Origin of the sequence: [Scytonema hofmanni] UTEX 2349, from assembly GCF_000582685.1 — a bacterium.
GTDB lineage: Bacteria > Cyanobacteriota > Cyanobacteriia > Cyanobacteriales > Nostocaceae > Hassallia > Hassallia hofmanni.
The window spans coordinates 24927-44258 of sequence record NZ_KK073769.1; the positions used below are offsets into that span (position 1 = coordinate 24927).

Genomic DNA, 19332 nt, shown 5'->3' on the forward strand with positions numbered 1-19332 from the left:
GTTTATCTGCGGTTTAAAATCCACATATCGAATAAGGAACAGTCTCACAGCCGCTGATGTCCTATCCTGGAGATGGATACATAGTATTGTGGGTTTAGTTGTGTTTTTTAGCGTTGTTATTCCAACTTACAATCGCCAGCCGATTTTAGAAAAGTGCCTCAAAGCCTTAGAATTGCAGAAACTCAGTACTGACTACGAAGTTGTCTTGGTAGATGATGGTTCTACTGATAGCACATTGTCATGGTTGGAAGCAAACCAAAGCGAGTTTCCTCATGTGCGAGTTTTTCAACAAAACCATGCAGGACCCGCTGCTGCTCGCAATTTAGGAGTAGAACAGGCAAAAGGTGATATAATTATCTTTATTGATAGTGATTTAGTAGTACTTGATAATTTTTTGCAAGCTCATGAGACTGCATTAATAGAAGGACAAGAGAAATTAGGAAGCGATCGCTTCTTTACTTACGGTGCAGTGATTAACACTTGCAATTTTGACAACCCCACCGCTGAACCTTATAAAATCACCGATTTTTCCGCTGCATTTTTTGCTACAGGTAATGTTGCCATTCCCAAACATTGGTTAGAAAAAGCTGGACTCTTTGACACTCGCTTTCAACTCTATGGCTGGGAAGACTTAGAATTAGGCGTCAGACTTAAAGAACTAGGTTTAAAGCTGATTAAATGTCCAGAAGCCGTTGGCTATCATTGGCATCCACCATTTAACTTACAGCAAATTAAGAACTTAATTGATAAAGAAATTCAACGTGGACGTATGGGAGTTTTATTTTATCAAAAGCATCCAACTTGGGAAGTGCGAATGATGATTCAAATGACTTGGTTGCATCGCTTACTTTGGGGAATTCTCTCACTCAACGGCACACTAAACGAACGCACAATGGCGCCCTTTTTGCAATGGCTAATTAATTCCGGTAAACCTCAATTAGCTTTAGAAATAGCCCGAATTTTTCTCAATTGGTATAACGTCAAAGGAGTTTATGCAGCTTACGCTGAACTTCAGCCCAAAAATGTTAGTGGATAGTGGATAGTGGATAGTGGATAGTGGATGGTGGTTAGTGGTTAGTGGTTAATGGTTGGTGGATAGTGGATAGTGGATAGTGGATAGTGGATAGTGCTAAACCATCTACTAACAACCAACAACCAACAACCAACAACCAACAACCAACAACCATCTACTAACAACCAACAACCAACAACCATCTACTAACAACTAACAACCATCAACCAACTTACTTAACAGGAATTTCAATCCAAAATTCAGTGCCATTATTCGGTTTTGTTTTATATTTGAGTGTACCACCATGCTTATCAACCACAATTTGATAGCTGATTGAAAGACCTAAACCTATACCCTTTCCCACTGGTTTACTAGTGAAAAACGGGTCAAATACGTGTGCTTGGATTTTTTCGGGAATACCCGCACCATTATCAGCAATTTTTACTACCACATAATTAGGACGAGAAATTTCAGTAATAATTCTAATTTTGGGCTTTGGATTTTGTGTTTTTACAACTGATTCTTCCACAGCATCTATAGCATTGCTCAAGATGTTCATAAATACTTGATTCAGTTGTGATGCATAGCATTCTACCTGGGGAATATCACCATATTGTTTAATAATTTGAATCTCAGGATGCTCTGCTGTAGCCTGAAGTCGATGCCGCAAAATTAACATCGTGTTCTCAATTCCTTCATGCAGATTGACAAGTTTCTTTTCTGATTCACCTAACCGAGAAAAGTTGCGTAAAGACAAAACAATTTCTTGGATACGCTCAGTACCGATTTCCATAGAAGATAAAATATTTGACAAATCTTCTACTAAAAAACCTACATCTATTGTTTTTGCTTCACGTTGAATTTCATCATTTGGATTTGGGTAGTGTTTTTGATAAAGAGTTAGCAGATTCAATAAGTCACTGACGTAAGTATTGACGTGACTGAGATTACCATAAATAAAATTGACAGGATTATTAATTTCGTGAGCTATACCAGCAACTAAATGACCCAAGCTGGACATTTTTTCACTTTGAATTAGTTGGACTTGAGTTTGCCGCAACTTATTTAAAATCTGGGCTAACCGCTGATTAGTACCGCGTAGATTTTGTTCTACTTGCACTCGCTTACTAATATTTTGTTTTAATTTGGTTATATTAATTCTTAGTTCCATCTGGCTGATGACTTGACGACTAAGAGATTGTAAAGCTGCAATCTCTTCTGGGTTGAGCTTTCGTGGTTCGCGGTCAAGAACGCAAATTGTGCCCAAAGCAAAACCATCAGGTGTAATCAAGGATGCACCAGCATAAAATCGAATTTTGGGATCGGCTGTCACCAGCGGATTCGTAGCAAAACGCTCATCTTCTAGCATATTTGGCACAATCAGCATTTTATTTGGCTGACATATAGCATGAATGCAGAATCCTAATTCCTTGGGAGTTTCTGTTGCTTCTACGCCAACTTTTGATTTAAACCATTGCCGATGATTGTCGAGTAGACTAATTAAAGCGATGGGAGTGCCACAAATATAAGCCGCTAAAGCAGTCAAATCATCGAATGCTGATTCAGGATCGGTATCAAGAATTTGATATCGTTCTAATGCCTTAAGCCTGTCCTGCTCATTTGCAGGCAATGGTGGTTGTTTCATTTCCTGCCTGGGTAGTATGTTATACATACAATCAATATAATTCTTAATATTATCTTACTTAAACACTGAGCTTACTTTGATTGCCTGTAAAGAAAAATAGCACAAACACGTAATTTGAGAGCTTTTGATTTAAAAATTGGCAATTTTTTGTGATATGCTAGTAGGGTTGTCTAATCTCGCACATCTGGGAATTCGGGTGTTTCCAATTAGGGAAATACGCCTGGATGGAGGATTAACCCGAATAGGAGCTAAAAATATATGCCAGTTGTTTCATTGGCTCAGATGATGGAGTCTGGGGTTCACTTTGGGCATCAGACCCGACGTTGGAACCCGAAAATGTCTCCTTACATTTACACTTCTCGTAATGGAGTACATATCATCGACTTGGTGCAAACAGCACAGTTGATGGAAGATGCTTACAGCTACATGCGATCGCAAGCCGAACAAGGCAAAAAATTCCTTTTTGTCGGCACCAAACGCCAAGCAGCCGGAATAATTGCTCAAGAAGCAGCTCGTTGTGGTTCACATTACATCAACCAACGCTGGTTAGGCGGAATGCTGACTAACTGGACGACAATCAAAACACGGGTAGATCGACTCAAAGATTTGGAACGTCGCGAAGAAAACGGAGCTTTGGATTTATTGCCAAAAAAAGAAGCTTCGATGCTGCGTCGGGAAATGGCAAAGCTCCAGAAATATTTGGGCGGCATTAAATCAATGCGGAAAGTGCCAGATATTGTGGTAATTGTCGATCAAAAGCGTGAGTATAACGCAGTTCAAGAATGCCAAAAACTCTCGATTCCGATTGTGTCCATGTTGGATACAAACTGTGACCCAGATGTAGTTGATATTCCGATTCCAGCAAATGATGATGCGATCAGGTCTATTAAGCTGATAGTCGGTAAATTGGCAGATGCCATTTATGAAGGTCGTCACGGTCAGTTGGATGGAGAATACGAAGATGAAGATTACGACGGTGGCGAGTATGACGAAGAGTACGACGAAACCGAGTATACTGACTCAGTAATTCCCGACGAAGAGGAAGAACAATCGTAGAAGCGGGTTTTTCGTGCCATCTACGGGCGGGTTTTGCCCCCCGTGCATGTAGGGGTGGGGTTTACCCACCCTCTGAAGACGGATTTTTCCCGCAAGAGCGTAGGGATTTTCGATCCCTGCGCCGAGTAAGATAGAAATACTAAACACCCGTGAGCGATTACAACTGTAAGTCTTGTAGGAATTGAGGCAACATGGCGGAAATATCTGCAAAAGTCGTCCAAGAATTACGCCAAAAAACCGGTGCAGGCATGATGGACTGCAAAAAGGCGTTGAAAGAAAACGATGGAGATATGGAAAAATCCATCGATTGGTTGCGACAAAAAGGCATCGCTACGGCGGGTAAAAAAAGCGATCGCATCGCGGCAGAAGGTCTAGTAGACACTTATATTCAACCAGGTGGTCGGGTTGGTGTACTATTAGAAGTCAACTGCCAAACAGATTTTGTCGCCCGTAACGAGGCTTTTAAAACTCTTGTTAAGAACTTAGCGCAGCAAGCAGCAAGCGCTGAGGACGTTGAGTCTTTGCTGGCTCAACCTTACATTGAAGATAAAAGTGTGACGGTCGAAGAATTCATCAAGCAAGCGATCGCCAAACTAGGCGAAAATATGCAAGTGCGTCGCTTCGTCAAGTTTACTATTGAAGGCACACAAGGCATCATAGACAGCTACATTCACACTGGCGGTCGTGTCGGCGTATTGGTTGAACTGAACAGCAAAACTGATGCACCGTCCGGTCGAGAAGAGTTTCAAAGCTTGGTACGAAATATCGCCATGCAAGTTGCTGCTTGTCCCAACGTTGAGTATGTCAACGTTAGCGAAGTCCCCCCAGAAGTTGCCCAAAAAGAAAAAGACATCGAAATGGGACGCGATGACTTGGGTAACAAGCCAGAAAACATCAAAGAAAAGATTGTTCAGGGACGAATTGAAAAACGCCTGAAAGAAATGGCTTTGATGGATCAGCCTTACATTCGCGACCAAAGTATTTCTGTCGAAGACTTGGTAAAGCAAGTCAAGACTCAAGTAGGCGAAGATATCGAAGTGCGTCGCTTTGTTCGCTATGTGCTCGGTGAAGGCATTGAAAAGCAAGAAAGCAACTTTGCTGAAGAAGTAGCCGCACAAATGGGCACTAAGTAAATTAGTCATTGGTCATTGGGCATGGCGCATTGGGCATTGGTCAATAGACATCTCCAGAAAAGAGGTAGAGACGTAGCACTGCTACGTCTCTACAAGGGTTTAGGGCAACGCATAATTAGTTTCTGGAAATGTCTAATGAATCAGATCAAAGACAAATGACTCTTTTAAATACAGGTCTAGCGAACTATGCTGACCTGTATTTTGTTAATAATTGGTTATAGAGACCCGAAAAGTATAATGTATTGATCACAGGACTTACGCAAAAACTCTCTGCAACTCTTATTCCTTCTCAGATGCAAAGACGCCAAGGGCAAAGGCGCACTTGGCGTACTTGGCGGTTCGTTTTATCGATCAGGAGTGCGTAAGTCCTAGATCAATTGAAAATATAAAATCATAAGATAAAGTTATCTTCAAATAAAGAGGTACATTTGTACCATAAAAAGATTCAGATGGACAATAACCAAAAGCTATGGCGAGAGCGATCGAGCGAATTGAACGGGATATTATAGCAATGGAAGAGGCGATTGAAGCGATCGCCTCAGAACTTTTTTCTGCTTATACAAATTATCTAACAATTTTGGGGCAAGCCGTACAACAGCAATTGATTCAGGCAACTTATTACCTGTGTACCCAAGGACATCCTGACAACTTTTTAAAATTGTCATTGAATCAACGGCAACAATTACAACAAGCCATCCGCAAGTTAAGTCAAAAAGCAGCTCAACAGTTACTCAGTTATATGGAAAGTGGGGAAGATAGGGAAGATGAGGAAGATGAGGAAGATGAGATAGATGAGATAGATGAGGAAGATGAGGAAGATGAAGAAGATGAGGAAGATGAGGAAGATGAGGAAGATGAGGAAGATGAGGAAGCTTCCTCGTTGTCCCCGACTCCAACGACTTTTCCAACTCCATCGACTTTGCCAACTCCATCGACTTTCCCAACTTCCCCTACCTCGCTTACTACCCCCACTTTCCCCGACAGGTTTCATCGGAATGTCTCTACCTCGACTCCCGTACAGACGTTCCGTCAGAACGTCTCTACCCCAACTCCCCCAGCTTTCCCTGAAGACTTATGCAACCCAGTAGAAGTAGCAAAATGGCAACAGCAATTAGAAGGAGTGACGCAAGAAACGCTGAAAAAACTTTCCCGTGACGCAAATGTTTTATTACAAAAAGCTAGAATATTACCTAATAAATTACCAGAACAGATTTTAGAAGCGGCAGCAGCTGTATCAGAAGCATCTGCGGATGTAACTCCAGCACCGCCCAACCTATTAAACTTAGTAATTGAAATTGAAAATGAAAAAGAGCCGGAAGAATCAAGTTTGACACAGATTATGGCTCTTAACATGCGACTTGCGGAAATTGAATTTGCTGACCTCACGCTCTCGTCTGCACGCAAGCAGATTCGCAATATCTTACTTCAGCTAAATAAGCTAGGGCGCGAGTATCAAAAACAGCACCGAGAACTAACAGTAGCCGAAGCTGAAGCTGCATGGCGTGCTAGTTGGTTTGAAGATTAGTCAAGAGTTATGTAGAGACGTTCCGCCGGAACGTCTGTACGAAGAGTCATAAATGCATCACTATTGACTATTGACTCTTGACTATTGACTCTTGACTCTTAACTCTTGACTCTTGACTCCTGTAAGCAATGACTACACCAGATTGGACACGATTGCAGAAAGCCTTGACAATAGAAGCTGAACAAGGCTTTACAGACATGATGGGCAGGCAATACCGTTTCAGTGAATTTCTCACCCTAACTTTTGGGAAATTCCCCGCTGTGCTGCCAAGTACTGAACGCCGGCGCTGGCAAGAACTAGCGGCACAATTTGCAAGCTATCCAAATCTGGTGTCAGAAGACAGACAACATTTAGTAGCAGAAACTCGTAGGTATCTTTATCAATTGCAAAAGGGGGAGTGGGGGAGTGGGGGAGTGGGGGACAAGGGGACAAGGGGAGTGGGGGACAAGGGGGAGTGGGGGACAAGGGGACAAGGGGACAAGGGGACAAGGGGACAAGGGGAGTGGGGGACAAGGGGACAAGGGGACAAGGGGACAAGGGGGACAAGGGGGACAGGGGGGACAAAAAGAAATTTCTCCCTCATCTCCCTTGTCTTCCCCCTCTCCCTTGTCCTCCCCCTCTCCCTTGTCCTCCCCCTCTACTCCTTACTCCCCACTGCCTAATACATCTCCTATCGTTGCTGAAGTGAGTCGGTTACTTGCGCCGAAAATTGATCAAAAATTGCATGATTTACCAGAAATAGGAGTCAGAAAAGCAATAAGTTTAGGGCAAGGTCTGAATTTATATACGGTGCGTGACTTGCTGTATTACTTTCCCCGCGACCATATTGATTATGCGCGTCAGGTAAGTATCCGGGAGTTGCAGGGGGGAGAAACGGTGACGATAGTGGCAAAGGTAAAAAGTTGCAACTGCTATGTTAGCCCCCGCAACAGTAAATTAATGATTTTAGACATACAGTTGCAAGACAATACTGGCAAAATCAAAGTTAGTCGCTTTTTTGCGGGTACGCGCTTTACTAGTCGCGCTTGGCAGGAAACTTTGAAGCGTCGTTATGCAGAAGGCAGTATTCTCGCAGCGTGTGGGTTGGTGAAAAACGGTAAATACGGCTTGACGCTGGATAATCCAGAATTAGAAGTTTTGGCACAACCGGGAGATCCGATTGAGTCTTTAAATATGGGTCGAGTGGTGCCGATTTACTCCTTAACAGAGGGTATAGCGGCAAATATGGTCAGAGAAGCGGTAATTGCTGCTTTGCCATGTGCGGCTCATATGAAAGACCCTTTGCCCAGTGGGTTGCGGCAGAAGTATAATTTGATGGAATTGAAAGATGCGATCGCTAACATTCATTTCCCCAAAGACAGCGACACTCTCAAAGTTGCCCGTCGTCGTCTCGTCTTCGATGAATTTTTCTATTTACAACTAAGTTTACTACAACGTCAGCATCAAGCACGAGCGATTCAAAAAAGTGCTATTCTCGCTCCCAAAGGTGAGTTAATCGAACAATTCCACAAAATATTGCCTTTTAAACTGACCGGCGCTCAAACTAGAGTTGTCAACGACATTCTCAACGACTTACAAAAACCTGCACCGATGAATCGTCTTGTGCAAGGTGATGTCGGTTCCGGTAAAACCGTTGTCGCGGTAATTGCCATTATCGCCGCAATTCAATCAGGTTATCAAGCTGCGTTGATGGCTCCCACCGAAGTTTTATCAGAACAGCATTATCGTAAGTTAGTTAGCTGGTTTAATTTGCTAAGTTTGCCTGTAGAATTACTGACAGGTTCGACAAAAGCAGCAAAACGGCGACAGATTCACGCGCAACTAGCAACGGGTGAATTACCTTTGTTAGTGGGAACACATGCCTTGATTCAAGACCCAGTAATCTTTCATCGGCTCGGTTTGGTGGTAATAGATGAACAGCACCGCTTTGGAGTGCAACAGCGGGCGCGTTTGCAGCAAAAAGGCGAACAACCTCATGTATTAACGATGACAGCAACGCCGATACCGAGAACCTTAGCGCTGACGATACACGGAGATTTAGACGTGAGTCAGATTGATGAATTGCCACCGGGAAGGCAGAAGATACAGACAACAATGCTGACGAGTAAGGAACGTACTCAAGCTTACGATTTAATTCGCCGGGAAATCGCTCAGGGACGGCAAGTTTACGTAGTTTTGCCGCTGGTGGAAGAATCCGAAAAATTGGACTTGCGATCGGCTGTGGAGGAACATCAAAATCTACAAGAAAGCATTTTTCCAGAGTTTTCCGTGGGATTGTTACATGGTAGAATGAGTTCCGCTGATAAAGACGAGGCAATTAGTAAATTTCGCGATCGCCAAACTCAAATTCTCGTTTCTACCACCGTCGTTGAGGTCGGTGTAGACATCCCAAATGCTACAGTCATGCTCATCGAAAATGCGGAACGCTTCGGCTTATCTCAGTTACATCAATTGCGGGGACGTGTCGGTCGGGGTGCAGCGCAATCATACTGTTTGTTGATGAGCAATTCTCGAAGCCCTGATGCAGAAGCGCGGCTGAAAGTGTTGGAACAGTCCCAGGATGGCTTTTTCATCTCAGAAATGGATATGCGTTTTCGCGGTCCGGGAGAAGTGCTGGGAACTCGTCAATCGGGTGTGCCAGATTTTACCTTGGCGAGTTTAGTTGATGATGAAGAAGTTTTATTATTAGCGCGGCAAGCGGCTGAGAAGATTATAGAGATAGATCCAACTTTAGAGCGTTGGTATTTGATGAAAGAAGAGTTGAAGTATCGCTACGAGCGGTTGATGGGTGGGACAATTTTGACGTAAAGTAAAAAGTCAAAAGATATACAATTTTTATATTAATATGCGCCTAATTTACTGGAGTTTAGACTTCAGCAAAGGCGTTGCCGTTGCTTTCCTCAAAAACGGTTTATTCTGTCATGGTTGTTCTTCCCTCTCTAGCGCATCCTTTCTCTGTTTACTAATTCGGGCTTGCTGAAAAACTCCACAACGCGAATCTAGATACCACACAGTACAAAAAATCGTGGTTTTGGAGGTTGCCTTTCAAATTTACCCTACAATTTTCCACCAAAATGCAGGGATTTTGATATGGATAATGACATAGGTTTGCACCTGCTTGGAATAAAAAGGATTGAAACTCTTATTTGGAAAAGGTTATAGCTCTATTCAGCAAGCCCTAATTCATCAATCGTAATTGTCGGCTCCTTTCGCTGTCAGGAAGCCGTTGAAACCCAATATGCTCAAGCAGTTTTTGCCCTTCTTCGGTCAGTAACAACTGAGCATAAGCTTTTCCTGCCCTTTCTTGAACATTTTCATTATTAGGATAATCCTTATAAATTACATATAATTGCTCTTTTAATTCTTCGGGATATATTGAGTTTATAGGCGCTGGAGTAATTTTCTCACTGCTCAAATTCTTACACTTTTCTAGCGGTTTAAAGTTTGGATCTGTATAGGGAAGAACAGTCTCAAGGTTGTTTAATTTAATAGGTATTGTTTTAATTGTTGTGGAAACAGAAGAACCTTGACTGGTACGTTTTTCACCAAAAGATAGTGGAGCCGGAGCGCGATAGATACCACCTAAATTTTCTGCAACCTTTTGTAAGCCTTCACTAGTATTTTTGACATACTCTGTGTTTGGAGCATTTTGAGCATTTTGTCCTTTACGGCGATTTCTCAGATAACTGTAAGGTGCGTTTTTTTCAGCTTCATGTACGTAAGGAGTAATCTTTTGCTTAGCTCCCTCTACATCACTCCAGTTATTTTTATCACCAGCAAATATACCATCTAACTCTTCTAGAGTAACACCACGACTATTAACACCGATGTGAGAATTAACAATAATTGCCAATGGGTAATCTGCTACTTGAACTGTCTTAAATCTAAATCCCTTGCCGTTAATTTGTTTATCTTCTTCATTTGTAGGGACACGTGAGGATATAACAAAATCCACCTTATTGTTGATTAGCATTTCAATGCCTTTGCCAGAATGAGCGCTACCATCTTCAGTGGGAGCATATTCTAATTGAAAATTTGGATGAGCTCGCTGAATTTCAATATAAATTCCTCCATTGCTAATACTACGTGGTTTACAAATTAATATTGCTGAGATTGTACTACCAGCATACTTAAATTGACCTGGAGGGACTCGGATATTTTTGAAGGTAAGCTTAACTTGTGAGGATGTATTGTCTTCAGACTTTATTTTTTTATCCTCAGGAATAGGCTCAATGCCATTAACGGGATTAGAGATAGGAGGTGAAGTTGTATTAGGATTTAGTAGATTATTAAATATCCACCAAACCAATACCCCTCCTACAACTATTGCCACAACCATTAGAATCTTGGCTAAAGTGTTTTGCCTGACTGATTCAACAGGAAGTTTTATCTGCTGTTCAGGGGAAGAATATGAAGCGTTACTAGTCTCAATTGGTTGATCTGTTAAGGGAACAAACTGGGGTTGTTGTTCTCCAGGTTTATATTTAACCTCGGATGTCGCTGTATTTTGAGTTGTAATACCTTGATTCGTTGCTGTATTTTCAAGTTTGGGAAGTACTTTATCAGTGGATTGTACTAGCACTGGAGTTTGTTCTTCTGAAATATTTGCCAATTGAATGGCATTACATCCCCATTCATAGGCATTCTTAATCGAATACCCTTGTCCCAATGCTCTATAAAAGCCAACAGCAAATTCTTGAGCGGCTGTATCACCAATTGCCCATCTCATACCAATTACGTAAGGGATATGTTGAGCAATTGCTCGTGCTTGGACTTCAGAGAAGCAGGCATTTAATACCACACATTCAACATGGTCTACACAAAGCTGAAATAGTTTTACAAGAGCATCGGCACTAACAAATCTGGGCTTTCCATTTTGATCCTCAAATACTAATCCATTGTCAGCTTCACCATGTCCAGCAAAATGAACTATCTGTGGGCGAGTTTCTTGTAAAGCACCTTGAACATCTCTATAACGAACAGCCCCACGCTGTTTAATATGGAAGCGATGGCGGTGCTGAGTTTTTTTCAATTCATCATCAATATCACGCATCTCTCTGTCTAACCGCAAATGAGATGTACCTGTTGGATTTGCGGCTAAAATAAGAATTGTTCTAACTCGAGTATCATCAAAACCTATCATAACTTAAAACATTTAGCGTTTATAAGAGCTAATAACAGTTTTTCTTGCTCAAAATATAACCTTTTCTATAAAATATTAGCTAGCTCCAAGGTAGCATAAAACACTAATAGTCATGCTCATTGAAAATGCGAGGCGTTTCGGTTTATCTCAGCTGCATCAATTGCGGGGATGTGTTGGTCAGGTGGTGGAGCGCAATCTCAAGGAATCGAAACAACAAAATAGCAAACCAAACAGAAACTATTGATTTACAAGTGACTATTTACACTGTGCAATACTTAATATTTCCTTAACAATCGCTTAATACATGTTTCTTATAATACACGGATAGTAGTTTGATGTAATCTTACATTAGGTTTCTTGTTAAAGAATTCTAACTGAGATTCACTATTGACAGTTTCTAGTTATTGAGACTGGTGGTGTAATTTTTGGTAAGCGCAAACTGTATTAGCTACTAAATCAAGTCAACAAATCTGATCTTACTAGTGTACTATGAAACTTTCAAATGCCTGCAAATTTCCGGTTATAGTTGCTGTATCAACTGTTTTCCTAGGTTTAGGTGTCAACAAGATTTCGGCTAACACTACCATTCAAACTGTAGCTCAGACTCCTGAATATACTTCGGAAACAGAGAGTGATGATAGCGATAATAATGAACCCCAGACTGAAAGTCCAAGGAACTATAACATATTCTCTGCCTTGAGATTTATCGGCTTAAGCGCCAACAATACTTTGGTGACTATAAACCCGAAGGGATTTGGTAGAACAGTTAGAGTTAGGGGAATTGACGGCAATTTACAAGCCATTGACTTCCGTCCAGCAAAAGGTCAGCTTTATGGTCTTACAGACACTGACAACCTATACACCATTAACCCACGCAACGGTCAAGCTACGTTTGTCAGTAAATTAAACAGCAGCTTCAATGGCGGATTTCAGTCAGGGTTTGACTTCAATCCCGTAGTAGATCGCTTGCGAACAGTAGGTAGCAATGACCAAAATTTTCGTACTAACGTAGATACAGGTGAAGTTATTGTCGATGGAGCCTTGGCTTATGTTAGTGGGGATGTCAACGCTGGAGTTGACCCCAACGTTACCGCTTCAGCATACGAAAATTCTGTTGCTGGAGCTACAGCTACTCGACTTTTTGGCATTGACTACGACCTTGACGTATTAGTACTACAAAATCCACCCAATGCTGGTGGACTCCAAACAGTAGGCAACCTGGGCGTCAATTTTGCACCCACAGGTGGGTTTGACATCTTTACGGACGCACAAGGTAACAATATGGCTTTTGCAGTGTCAGGTTCAACCCTTTATTCCATCGACCTGTCCACAGGTGCTGCAACAAGAATCGCTAGAGTATCCACAGGTTTCATCGGTTTAGCCGTAACTGACCGTAATTAGCCCAGGACTTACGCGGATAAAGTTGCCCTGTTTAGCGAACCCTTGATCAATGAACTGTAACGCTGTATCTACTTCTGCCTCACTCACAATTAAAGATGGCATAAATACCGATATAGAATCAGCGATCGCACAACTACAAGAATTTATTTCGGATGATCAAGAAAACCCCACTATACATAATATAGCGGGGTTTGCGTTTCAAACGTCACCTACCAAAAGGCGCGTGGGACACATGCCCTCAAAGCTCAATTAACATCTTTATAGGACTTACGCACGGACTACGCATTTCCGTCATTGTGACGCAAGGAAGCAATCTCAAAGTCTTGTTTTCTCGTGACTGAGTGCGTAAGTCCTACTTTATAGAAGAGTCGTTGAGAAGCCCACACTCAAGAAAGAAAGGGGAGTGTGGAGTATGTCACTTACCCTCTCAAGAACACTTCGGGGCACTTCTTAACACACTTCCTTTTTCCATTGACAATTTCACACACTAAAACTGGATATCCACCTCCATTACACTGTGCAATCAACTGTTCTGATTTTGGCTGTGACAAGGATTTGGCTTGGGCTGAAATTCCACCTAAAAGTACGGCAGTTGCCGATGCAAGTAGTACAGCTATCTTGTATTTTGCTTTCATGAAAATATTCTCCGTTTTTCTCTAGATTTGTTTTGTCCGGACAAATAAATATAAATGAAAGTAAAAACAACTTATGCAGTTTTAAAGTTAAGACACCCACAACTCAACAACTACAAATCTACAAGGGTTTCGGGCAACGCATAATTAATTTCTGGAGATGTTTATTGCACTTTAATTATTGACGGTGCGTTGCGCTGTGCGACTAACGAACCCTACATTTAAATTTATTAACTGAAGTCTGTTAAATCTTTATAAGCTGCTTCTACACACGAGTGTTCGATAACTGCACCTTTCGGGGGTGTATATTTTTGGCAAAGTATTGTAAATCAAGTTGAAGTTTGAGGTTTTAAACGAAAACGTTCCTGTTTGAAGTGAGAACGTTTCTGTTTGAAGTGAGAACGTTTCTGTTTGAAGTGAGAACGTTTCTGTTTGAAGTGAGAACGTTTCTGTTTGAAGTGAGAACGTTCCTATTTCAAGTGAGAACGTTCCTGTTTGAAGTGAGAACGTTCCTGTTTGAAGTGAGAACGTTTCTGTTTTGAGGGACAAACTCGGAGATCCGAACTTAAATCATGATATAGCGATTGCAATAAATCTCTTCCTTTGCGTATAAAGCGGCATTAAAAATCCTACCTAATATATAAATAACTTGACATGGGAAACTTAAATCGATTACACTCACCCCGACCTCAAAATTTAACATTAGGCGATCGCCGATATATTTGACGAAGATTGCAAAATATGGTTAATTATCAAAAAATGTAGGCGATCGCGCATTCAGCATTAATTTATTTCACATAAAAGAGGAGCTAATATGTCTTTGGAATATCCTGAAGATTTGAAATACCTGGATAGTCACGAGTACGTGCGGTTAGAAGGCGAAATTGCCACCATCGGCGTTAGTGCCTTTGCAGTACGGGAATTAGGTGAGGTTGTATTTGTGGAATTACCCGAAGTAAACGACACCGTGACCAGAAATGAACGCTTCGGTTCAATTGAATCAGTCAAAGCCGTCGAAGAATTAAACTCACCAGTTACAGGCACAGTCATCGAGCGCAACGATTCCATAATAGACGATCCCGAAGCAGTATCAGATGACCCCTACGGTGAAGGATGGTTACTTAAAGTGCGCGTCAACGATCCAGATGACATTGATGATACTTTAACAGCAAAAGAGTATGGCGCCCTAGTCACCGGCGTGTAGAGGAGTGGGGGACAAGGGGAAAAGGGGGACAAGGGAGACAACGGGACAAGGGGGACAAGGGGGACAAGGGAGACAACGGGAATAATTCTTCTTTCCCCCCATCTCCCCCTCTCCTTGTCCCCCCATCTCCCCCTCTCCTTGTCTCCCCATCCGGAAATAAATCATGAAATTTAGATAAACTCCTCAGCAAATCCCGACGCGACAAATATAGATGTTGCAAAATATGAAATAGTCACGTCTGGAGAACACTTTGTGGTAATTTATGCTTCGCGTCCTCAGTCAAACCATGAGCCGATGGTGGGTCAAACGAGTCAAAAGTCAAGTAATTTTACAAGACGTCACATTGGACCCAATTCCGATGACATCCAACAGATGCTTGAATTATTGGGCATTTCCGACCTCGATACACTCATCGACAAAACAGTACCCCAAGCAATTCGGCTGAAACAATCTTTACAATTGCCAGAAGCATTAAGTGAGTATGCAGCACTGGCAAAGTTAAAACAAATCGCTGTCAAAAATGAAGTTTACCGCTCATTTATTGGCATGGGATATTCTGACTGTATCACCCCGCCTGTAATACAGCGCAATATCCTAGAAAACCCCGGTTGGTATACCGCTTACACTCCCTATCAGCCAGAAATTGCCCAAGGACGACTCGAAGCACTGCTGAATTTCCAAACCATGATTATCGATTTGACAGGTTTGGAAATTGCTAACGCTTCCTTGCTTGATGAAGCAACCGCAGCAGCAGAAGCAATGAGTATGAGTTATGGTGTTTGCAAAAATAAAGCAAATACCTACTTTGTCTCTCAAGACTGTCATCCGCAAACTATCGACGTGTTGCAGACACGGGCGAAACCTTTAGGAATTAACATTATAGTTGGCGACCATCAAGCTTTTAATTTCGCAGAAACTATATTTGGGGCAATTCTGCAATATCCTGCCACCGATGGCACAATTCACGACTACCGCGCTTTTATCGAAAAAGCCCATGCTGAGGGTGCATTGGTAACGGTAGCCGCAGATCCTTTAAGCTTAACTTTGTTAACACCCCCTGGTGAATTTGGTGCTGATATTGCCGTAGGAAGCACCCAGCGCTTTGGTATTCCCTTGGGGTTTGGGGGACCTCATGCGGCATACTTCGCCACTAAAGAAGAGTATAAGCGGCAAGTTCCAGGGCGAATTGTTGGTGTATCAAAAGACTCTCAAGGTAAAGTGGCATTGCGTCTCGCTTTACAAACCCGCGAACAGCACATTCGACGCGATAAAGCAACTAGCAATATTTGTACAGCACAAGTCCTGCTGGCAGTGATGGCGAGTATGTACGCGGTGTATCATGGTTCAGCAGGACTGAAAGAAATTGCCGAGAATATCCACACCAAGACAGTGATTCTGGCTGAAGGATTAAAACACCTTGGTTACAGCATCGTTAGCGAAAATTTCTTTGATACTCTCAAAGTCGAATTGGGGGCACGCAATCAAGAAGCAATTCTCAAAGCTTGCGAAGCGCAAAAAATCAACTTGCGGATTTATAATGAAACTGCGGTTGGCATTTCTTTAGCTGAAACAACGACATTACAAGATTTGCAAGACCTGTTAGATATCTTCGCCCTAGTTGATAAATTACCATCCCCCCCTGCCTCCCCTGCCTCCCCTGCCTCCCCTGCCTCCCCTGCCTCCCCTGCCTCTCCCCCTCTCCCCCAAAAGCGCACAACCAGCTACTTGACTCACCCGGTCTTCAACTCCTATCATTCAGAAACCGAGTTATTGCGCTATCTGCACAAGTTAGAAAGTAAAGATTTGTCTTTAACTACATCGATGATTCCCTTGGGTTCATGTACGATGAAGTTAAATGCAACATCGGAAATGATACCTGTAACTTGGGCGGAATTCGGGAATATTCATCCCTTTGCTCCAAAGTCCCAAACCCAAGGTTATCAACTTCTATTTGAGCAACTTGAAGAATGGTTAGCAGAAATCACCGGTTTTGCGGGAATTTCTCTTCAACCAAACGCCGGTTCTCAAGGTGAATACACCGGACTTTTAGTAATTCGGGAATATCACGAAAGCCGCAACGAAGGACATCGCAATATCTGCTTAATTCCCACCTCTGCACACGGAACAAATCCTGCAAGTGCAGTGATGTGCGGGATGAAAGTAGTACCAGTTGCTTGTGATGTGGACGGGAATGTTGATTTAAATGACTTGAAAGCAAAAGCCGAAAAGCATAGTCAAGAACTTGCTGCTTTAATGGTGACATATCCCTCAACTCATGGCGTATTCGAGGAGCAAATTCAAGAAATCTGTGCTGTTGTTCACTCTCACGGTGGACAAGTTTACATGGATGGGGCGAATATGAATGCTCAAGTTGGTCTTTGTCGTCCGGGAGATTTTGGTGCAGATGTGTGTCACCTGAATTTGCACAAAACCTTCTGCATTCCTCACGGTGGTGGTGGTCCAGGTATGGGTCCAATTGGGGTTGCACAGCATTTTGTGCCGTTCCTCCCTGGACATGTTGTGGTGGAAATGCACGAAGATAATCCAAGATCAATTGGTGCGATCGCAGCTGCACCTTGGAGTAGCGCCAGCATTTTGGTAATATCTTGGATGTACATCGCCATGATGGGTGCCGATGGTTTGACGGATGCAACGAAGGTCGCAATTTTGAATGCGAATTATATCGCCAAGAAACTTGAACAACATTATCCTGTTTTATATAAAGGGAAAAATGCTTTAGTTGCTCATGAATGCATTTTAGACTTGCGATCGCTCAAAAAATCTGCGAATATCGACATTGATGATGTTGCCAAGCGTCTCATGGATTACGGTTTCCATGCTCCAACTGTTTCTTGGCCCGTAGCTGGTACAATCATGGTGGAACCCACCGAAAGCGAATCAAAACAAGAGTTAGATCGCTTCTGTGATGCGATGATTGCAATTCGTCAAGAAATCGCCGAAATCGAATCAGGCAAAGCGGATGCTCAAGATAACGTCTTAAAGAATGCACCCCACACTGCCGAAAACCTCATTACTGGAGAATGGAATCATCCTTATTCTCGCGAACAAGCTGCATATCCTGCACCCTGGACTCGTGAATATAAATTTTGGGTATCTGTAAATAGAATTGACAATGCCTACGGTGACAGGAATTTTGTTTGCTCTTGTCTCCCAATGGAAGCTTATTCACAGTAGTAATATGTCCGGTTAATTAAGGCGAATAAAAACATCGCAACCCTTGTAGAGACGTTCTCGTGGAACGTCTCTATCGCTTTGTAACTTAGAAGAAGTGGTTTGCCCCAGGTTTGCTAGACTAAAAATACATTTGCTCACGCAGGATTTTTGGAGCTATGAGCGCTACAACTGCCCAACCCCTGACCCTAGAAGAATTTCTTCAGATCCCAGAAACCAAACCTGCTAGCGAATATATCAACGGTGAAATCATTCAAAAGCCAATGCCAAAAGGGAGACATAGCCGTTTGCAAGGTAAACTCTGTGCTGCGGTGAATCAAGTTGCAGAGGATCGCAGAATTGCCTATGCGTTTCCTGAATTACGGTGTAGCTTTGGGTTACGCTCGATCATACCCGATGTGGCTGTATTTCAATGGAAGCGCATACCATTTACTGTTGATGATGAAGTTCCTGATAACTTTGAACTCCCTCCAGACTGGACAATTGAAATTCTTTCACCAGAACAAAAGCCCAATAAAGTGATTGGAAACATTCTGCACTGTCTGAAGTATGGTAGTCGTTTGGGATGGTTTCTTGACCCTGATGACTTGAGTATCTTAGTATTTTTACCAGAGCAACAGCCACAGCTGCTCCACAGAAAAGATTCTTTACCCGTCTTACCTGAAATTGAACTGGCACTAACTGTTGAACAAGTTTTTGGTTGGTTAAAAATGAGTAGTTAGCATCATGCTATGTGTCTGCTATTGTCAGCATAGTGCGATCGCGCGTGTTTTTGGAGATTTGTGAAGGCAATTCTGCTTCCCATACGCTAGGCGATCGCATGTGATGGGGAGGAAGTGCGATCACATTTGATGGGGAGGAGAAGGTAGGTTGCTTTAAATGGTAGCAAAACCTAATATTTTTAATTGTTGGTTTTTGTTCCTTAACTCCGGTTTGTGAACTGCGTAATCTTAATAATTATGAACTACAAGTAGATTTCTTAAGTATTATTACAGGCTTAGTCAAGCACGCTGAATTTGGATTTCAATATAAACTCTTATTCTAATCTCTTAATTCACATGCAAACTTTAGTGTAAATTCATGATATTTTGACCAAAATAAAACACAATCCAAGTGCTTAACATTTGTAGTGGCAATGACAACATATCGTCCAGGAAATTCTTCCGTTAAAATTCTCCACTGAATAATAGACATCGACCTAATTTAATTATGCGTTGCCCCAAACCCTTGTAGAGACGCGATATATCGCGTCTCTACATTGTTTTCCACACAAGATGTCTAATAGACATCTCCAAAATAGAATCATTTTCTGGTAAAAGAGTATAAAATTCTCTTTTTCCAACAAAAACATGAGTGGCATACTGAGTTATATTCAAGACAACCCCCAAG

13 protein-coding genes and 1 pseudogene are annotated in these 19332 nt (G+C 42.2%); 12 read left to right on the forward strand and 2 right to left on the reverse strand.

Going from position 1 to position 19332, the window contains the following annotated elements:
- The first annotated feature begins 85 nt into the window (after positions 1 to 85).
- Positions 86 to 1036, forward strand: a complete 951-nt coding sequence (locus tag TOL9009_RS0129875; protein ID WP_398345574.1) for a glycosyltransferase family 2 protein — start codon at positions 86 to 88, stop codon at positions 1034 to 1036.
- A gap of 208 nt (positions 1037 to 1244) precedes the next feature.
- On the opposite strand, the gene TOL9009_RS50235 is transcribed toward TOL9009_RS0129875, so the two are convergent.
- Positions 1245 to 2657: a GAF domain-containing sensor histidine kinase gene (locus tag TOL9009_RS50235; protein WP_029637120.1), complete on the reverse strand. Its 1413-nt coding sequence runs from the start codon at positions 2655 to 2657 to the stop codon at positions 1245 to 1247.
- Positions 2658 to 2915: 258 nt separating this feature from the next.
- On the opposite strand from TOL9009_RS50235, the gene rpsB reads away from it, so the two are divergent.
- From rpsB to recG, 5 genes and pseudogenes are all read left to right on the forward strand, one after another.
- Positions 2916 to 3713, forward strand: a complete 798-nt coding sequence (gene rpsB, locus TOL9009_RS0129885) for a 30S ribosomal protein S2 (RefSeq protein ID WP_029637121.1) — start codon at positions 2916 to 2918, stop codon at positions 3711 to 3713.
- 191 nt (positions 3714 to 3904) lie between these two features.
- Entirely contained in the window at positions 3905 to 4846 is a 942-nt protein-coding gene (gene tsf / locus TOL9009_RS0129890) for a translation elongation factor Ts (RefSeq protein WP_029637122.1), read from the forward strand.
- A 469-nt stretch (positions 4847 to 5315) separates the two neighbouring features.
- A complete protein-coding gene (locus tag TOL9009_RS47970) occupies positions 5316 to 6371 on the forward strand; it encodes a hypothetical protein (protein WP_029637123.1) in 1056 nt (351 codons plus the stop codon).
- Positions 6372 to 6499: 128 nt separating this feature from the next.
- A pseudogene (locus TOL9009_RS50240) lies at positions 6500 to 6763 on the forward strand (ATP-dependent DNA helicase RecG); the annotation flags it as partial.
- A gap of 214 nt (positions 6764 to 6977) precedes the next feature.
- Positions 6978 to 9179 (forward strand): ATP-dependent DNA helicase RecG, encoded by a 2202-nt coding sequence (gene recG / locus TOL9009_RS40960; protein ID WP_398344997.1) that lies wholly within the window; start codon positions 6978 to 6980, stop codon positions 9177 to 9179.
- Positions 9180 to 9549: 370 nt separating this feature from the next.
- Here recG and TOL9009_RS42715 read toward each other — a convergent pair whose 3' ends face one another.
- Positions 9550 to 11514: a substrate-binding domain-containing protein gene (locus TOL9009_RS42715; RefSeq protein WP_063628726.1), complete on the reverse strand. Its 1965-nt coding sequence runs from the start codon at positions 11512 to 11514 to the stop codon at positions 9550 to 9552.
- 489 nt (positions 11515 to 12003) lie between these two features.
- On the opposite strand from TOL9009_RS42715, the gene TOL9009_RS0129915 reads away from it, so the two are divergent.
- The 6 genes from TOL9009_RS0129915 (at position 12004) to TOL9009_RS0129940 (ending at position 18665) form a co-directional block, all read left to right on the forward strand.
- The gene (locus tag TOL9009_RS0129915) at positions 12004 to 12915 is read left to right on the forward strand and encodes a DUF4394 domain-containing protein (protein WP_029637124.1); all 912 of its coding nucleotides are present in this window, start codon (positions 12004 to 12006) and stop codon (positions 12913 to 12915) included.
- A gap of 49 nt (positions 12916 to 12964) precedes the next feature.
- Positions 12965 to 13168, forward strand: a complete 204-nt coding sequence (locus TOL9009_RS0129920) for a hypothetical protein (RefSeq protein WP_029637125.1) — start codon at positions 12965 to 12967, stop codon at positions 13166 to 13168.
- A gap of 218 nt (positions 13169 to 13386) precedes the next feature.
- The gene (locus tag TOL9009_RS46385) at positions 13387 to 13575 is read left to right on the forward strand and encodes a hypothetical protein (RefSeq protein ID WP_144238414.1); all 189 of its coding nucleotides are present in this window, start codon (positions 13387 to 13389) and stop codon (positions 13573 to 13575) included.
- A 786-nt stretch (positions 13576 to 14361) separates the two neighbouring features.
- Entirely contained in the window at positions 14362 to 14751 is a 390-nt protein-coding gene (gcvH, locus tag TOL9009_RS0129930; protein ID WP_029637127.1) for a glycine cleavage system protein GcvH, read from the forward strand.
- Between the two features lie 252 nt (positions 14752 to 15003).
- Positions 15004 to 17946: an aminomethyl-transferring glycine dehydrogenase gene (gene gcvP, locus TOL9009_RS0129935; protein ID WP_029637128.1), complete on the forward strand. Its 2943-nt coding sequence runs from the start codon at positions 15004 to 15006 to the stop codon at positions 17944 to 17946.
- Positions 17947 to 18101: 155 nt separating this feature from the next.
- Positions 18102 to 18665, forward strand: coding sequence for a Uma2 family endonuclease (locus TOL9009_RS0129940; RefSeq protein ID WP_029637129.1), 564 nt, complete (start codon positions 18102 to 18104; stop codon positions 18663 to 18665).
- Positions 18666 to 19332 lie beyond the last annotated feature (667 nt).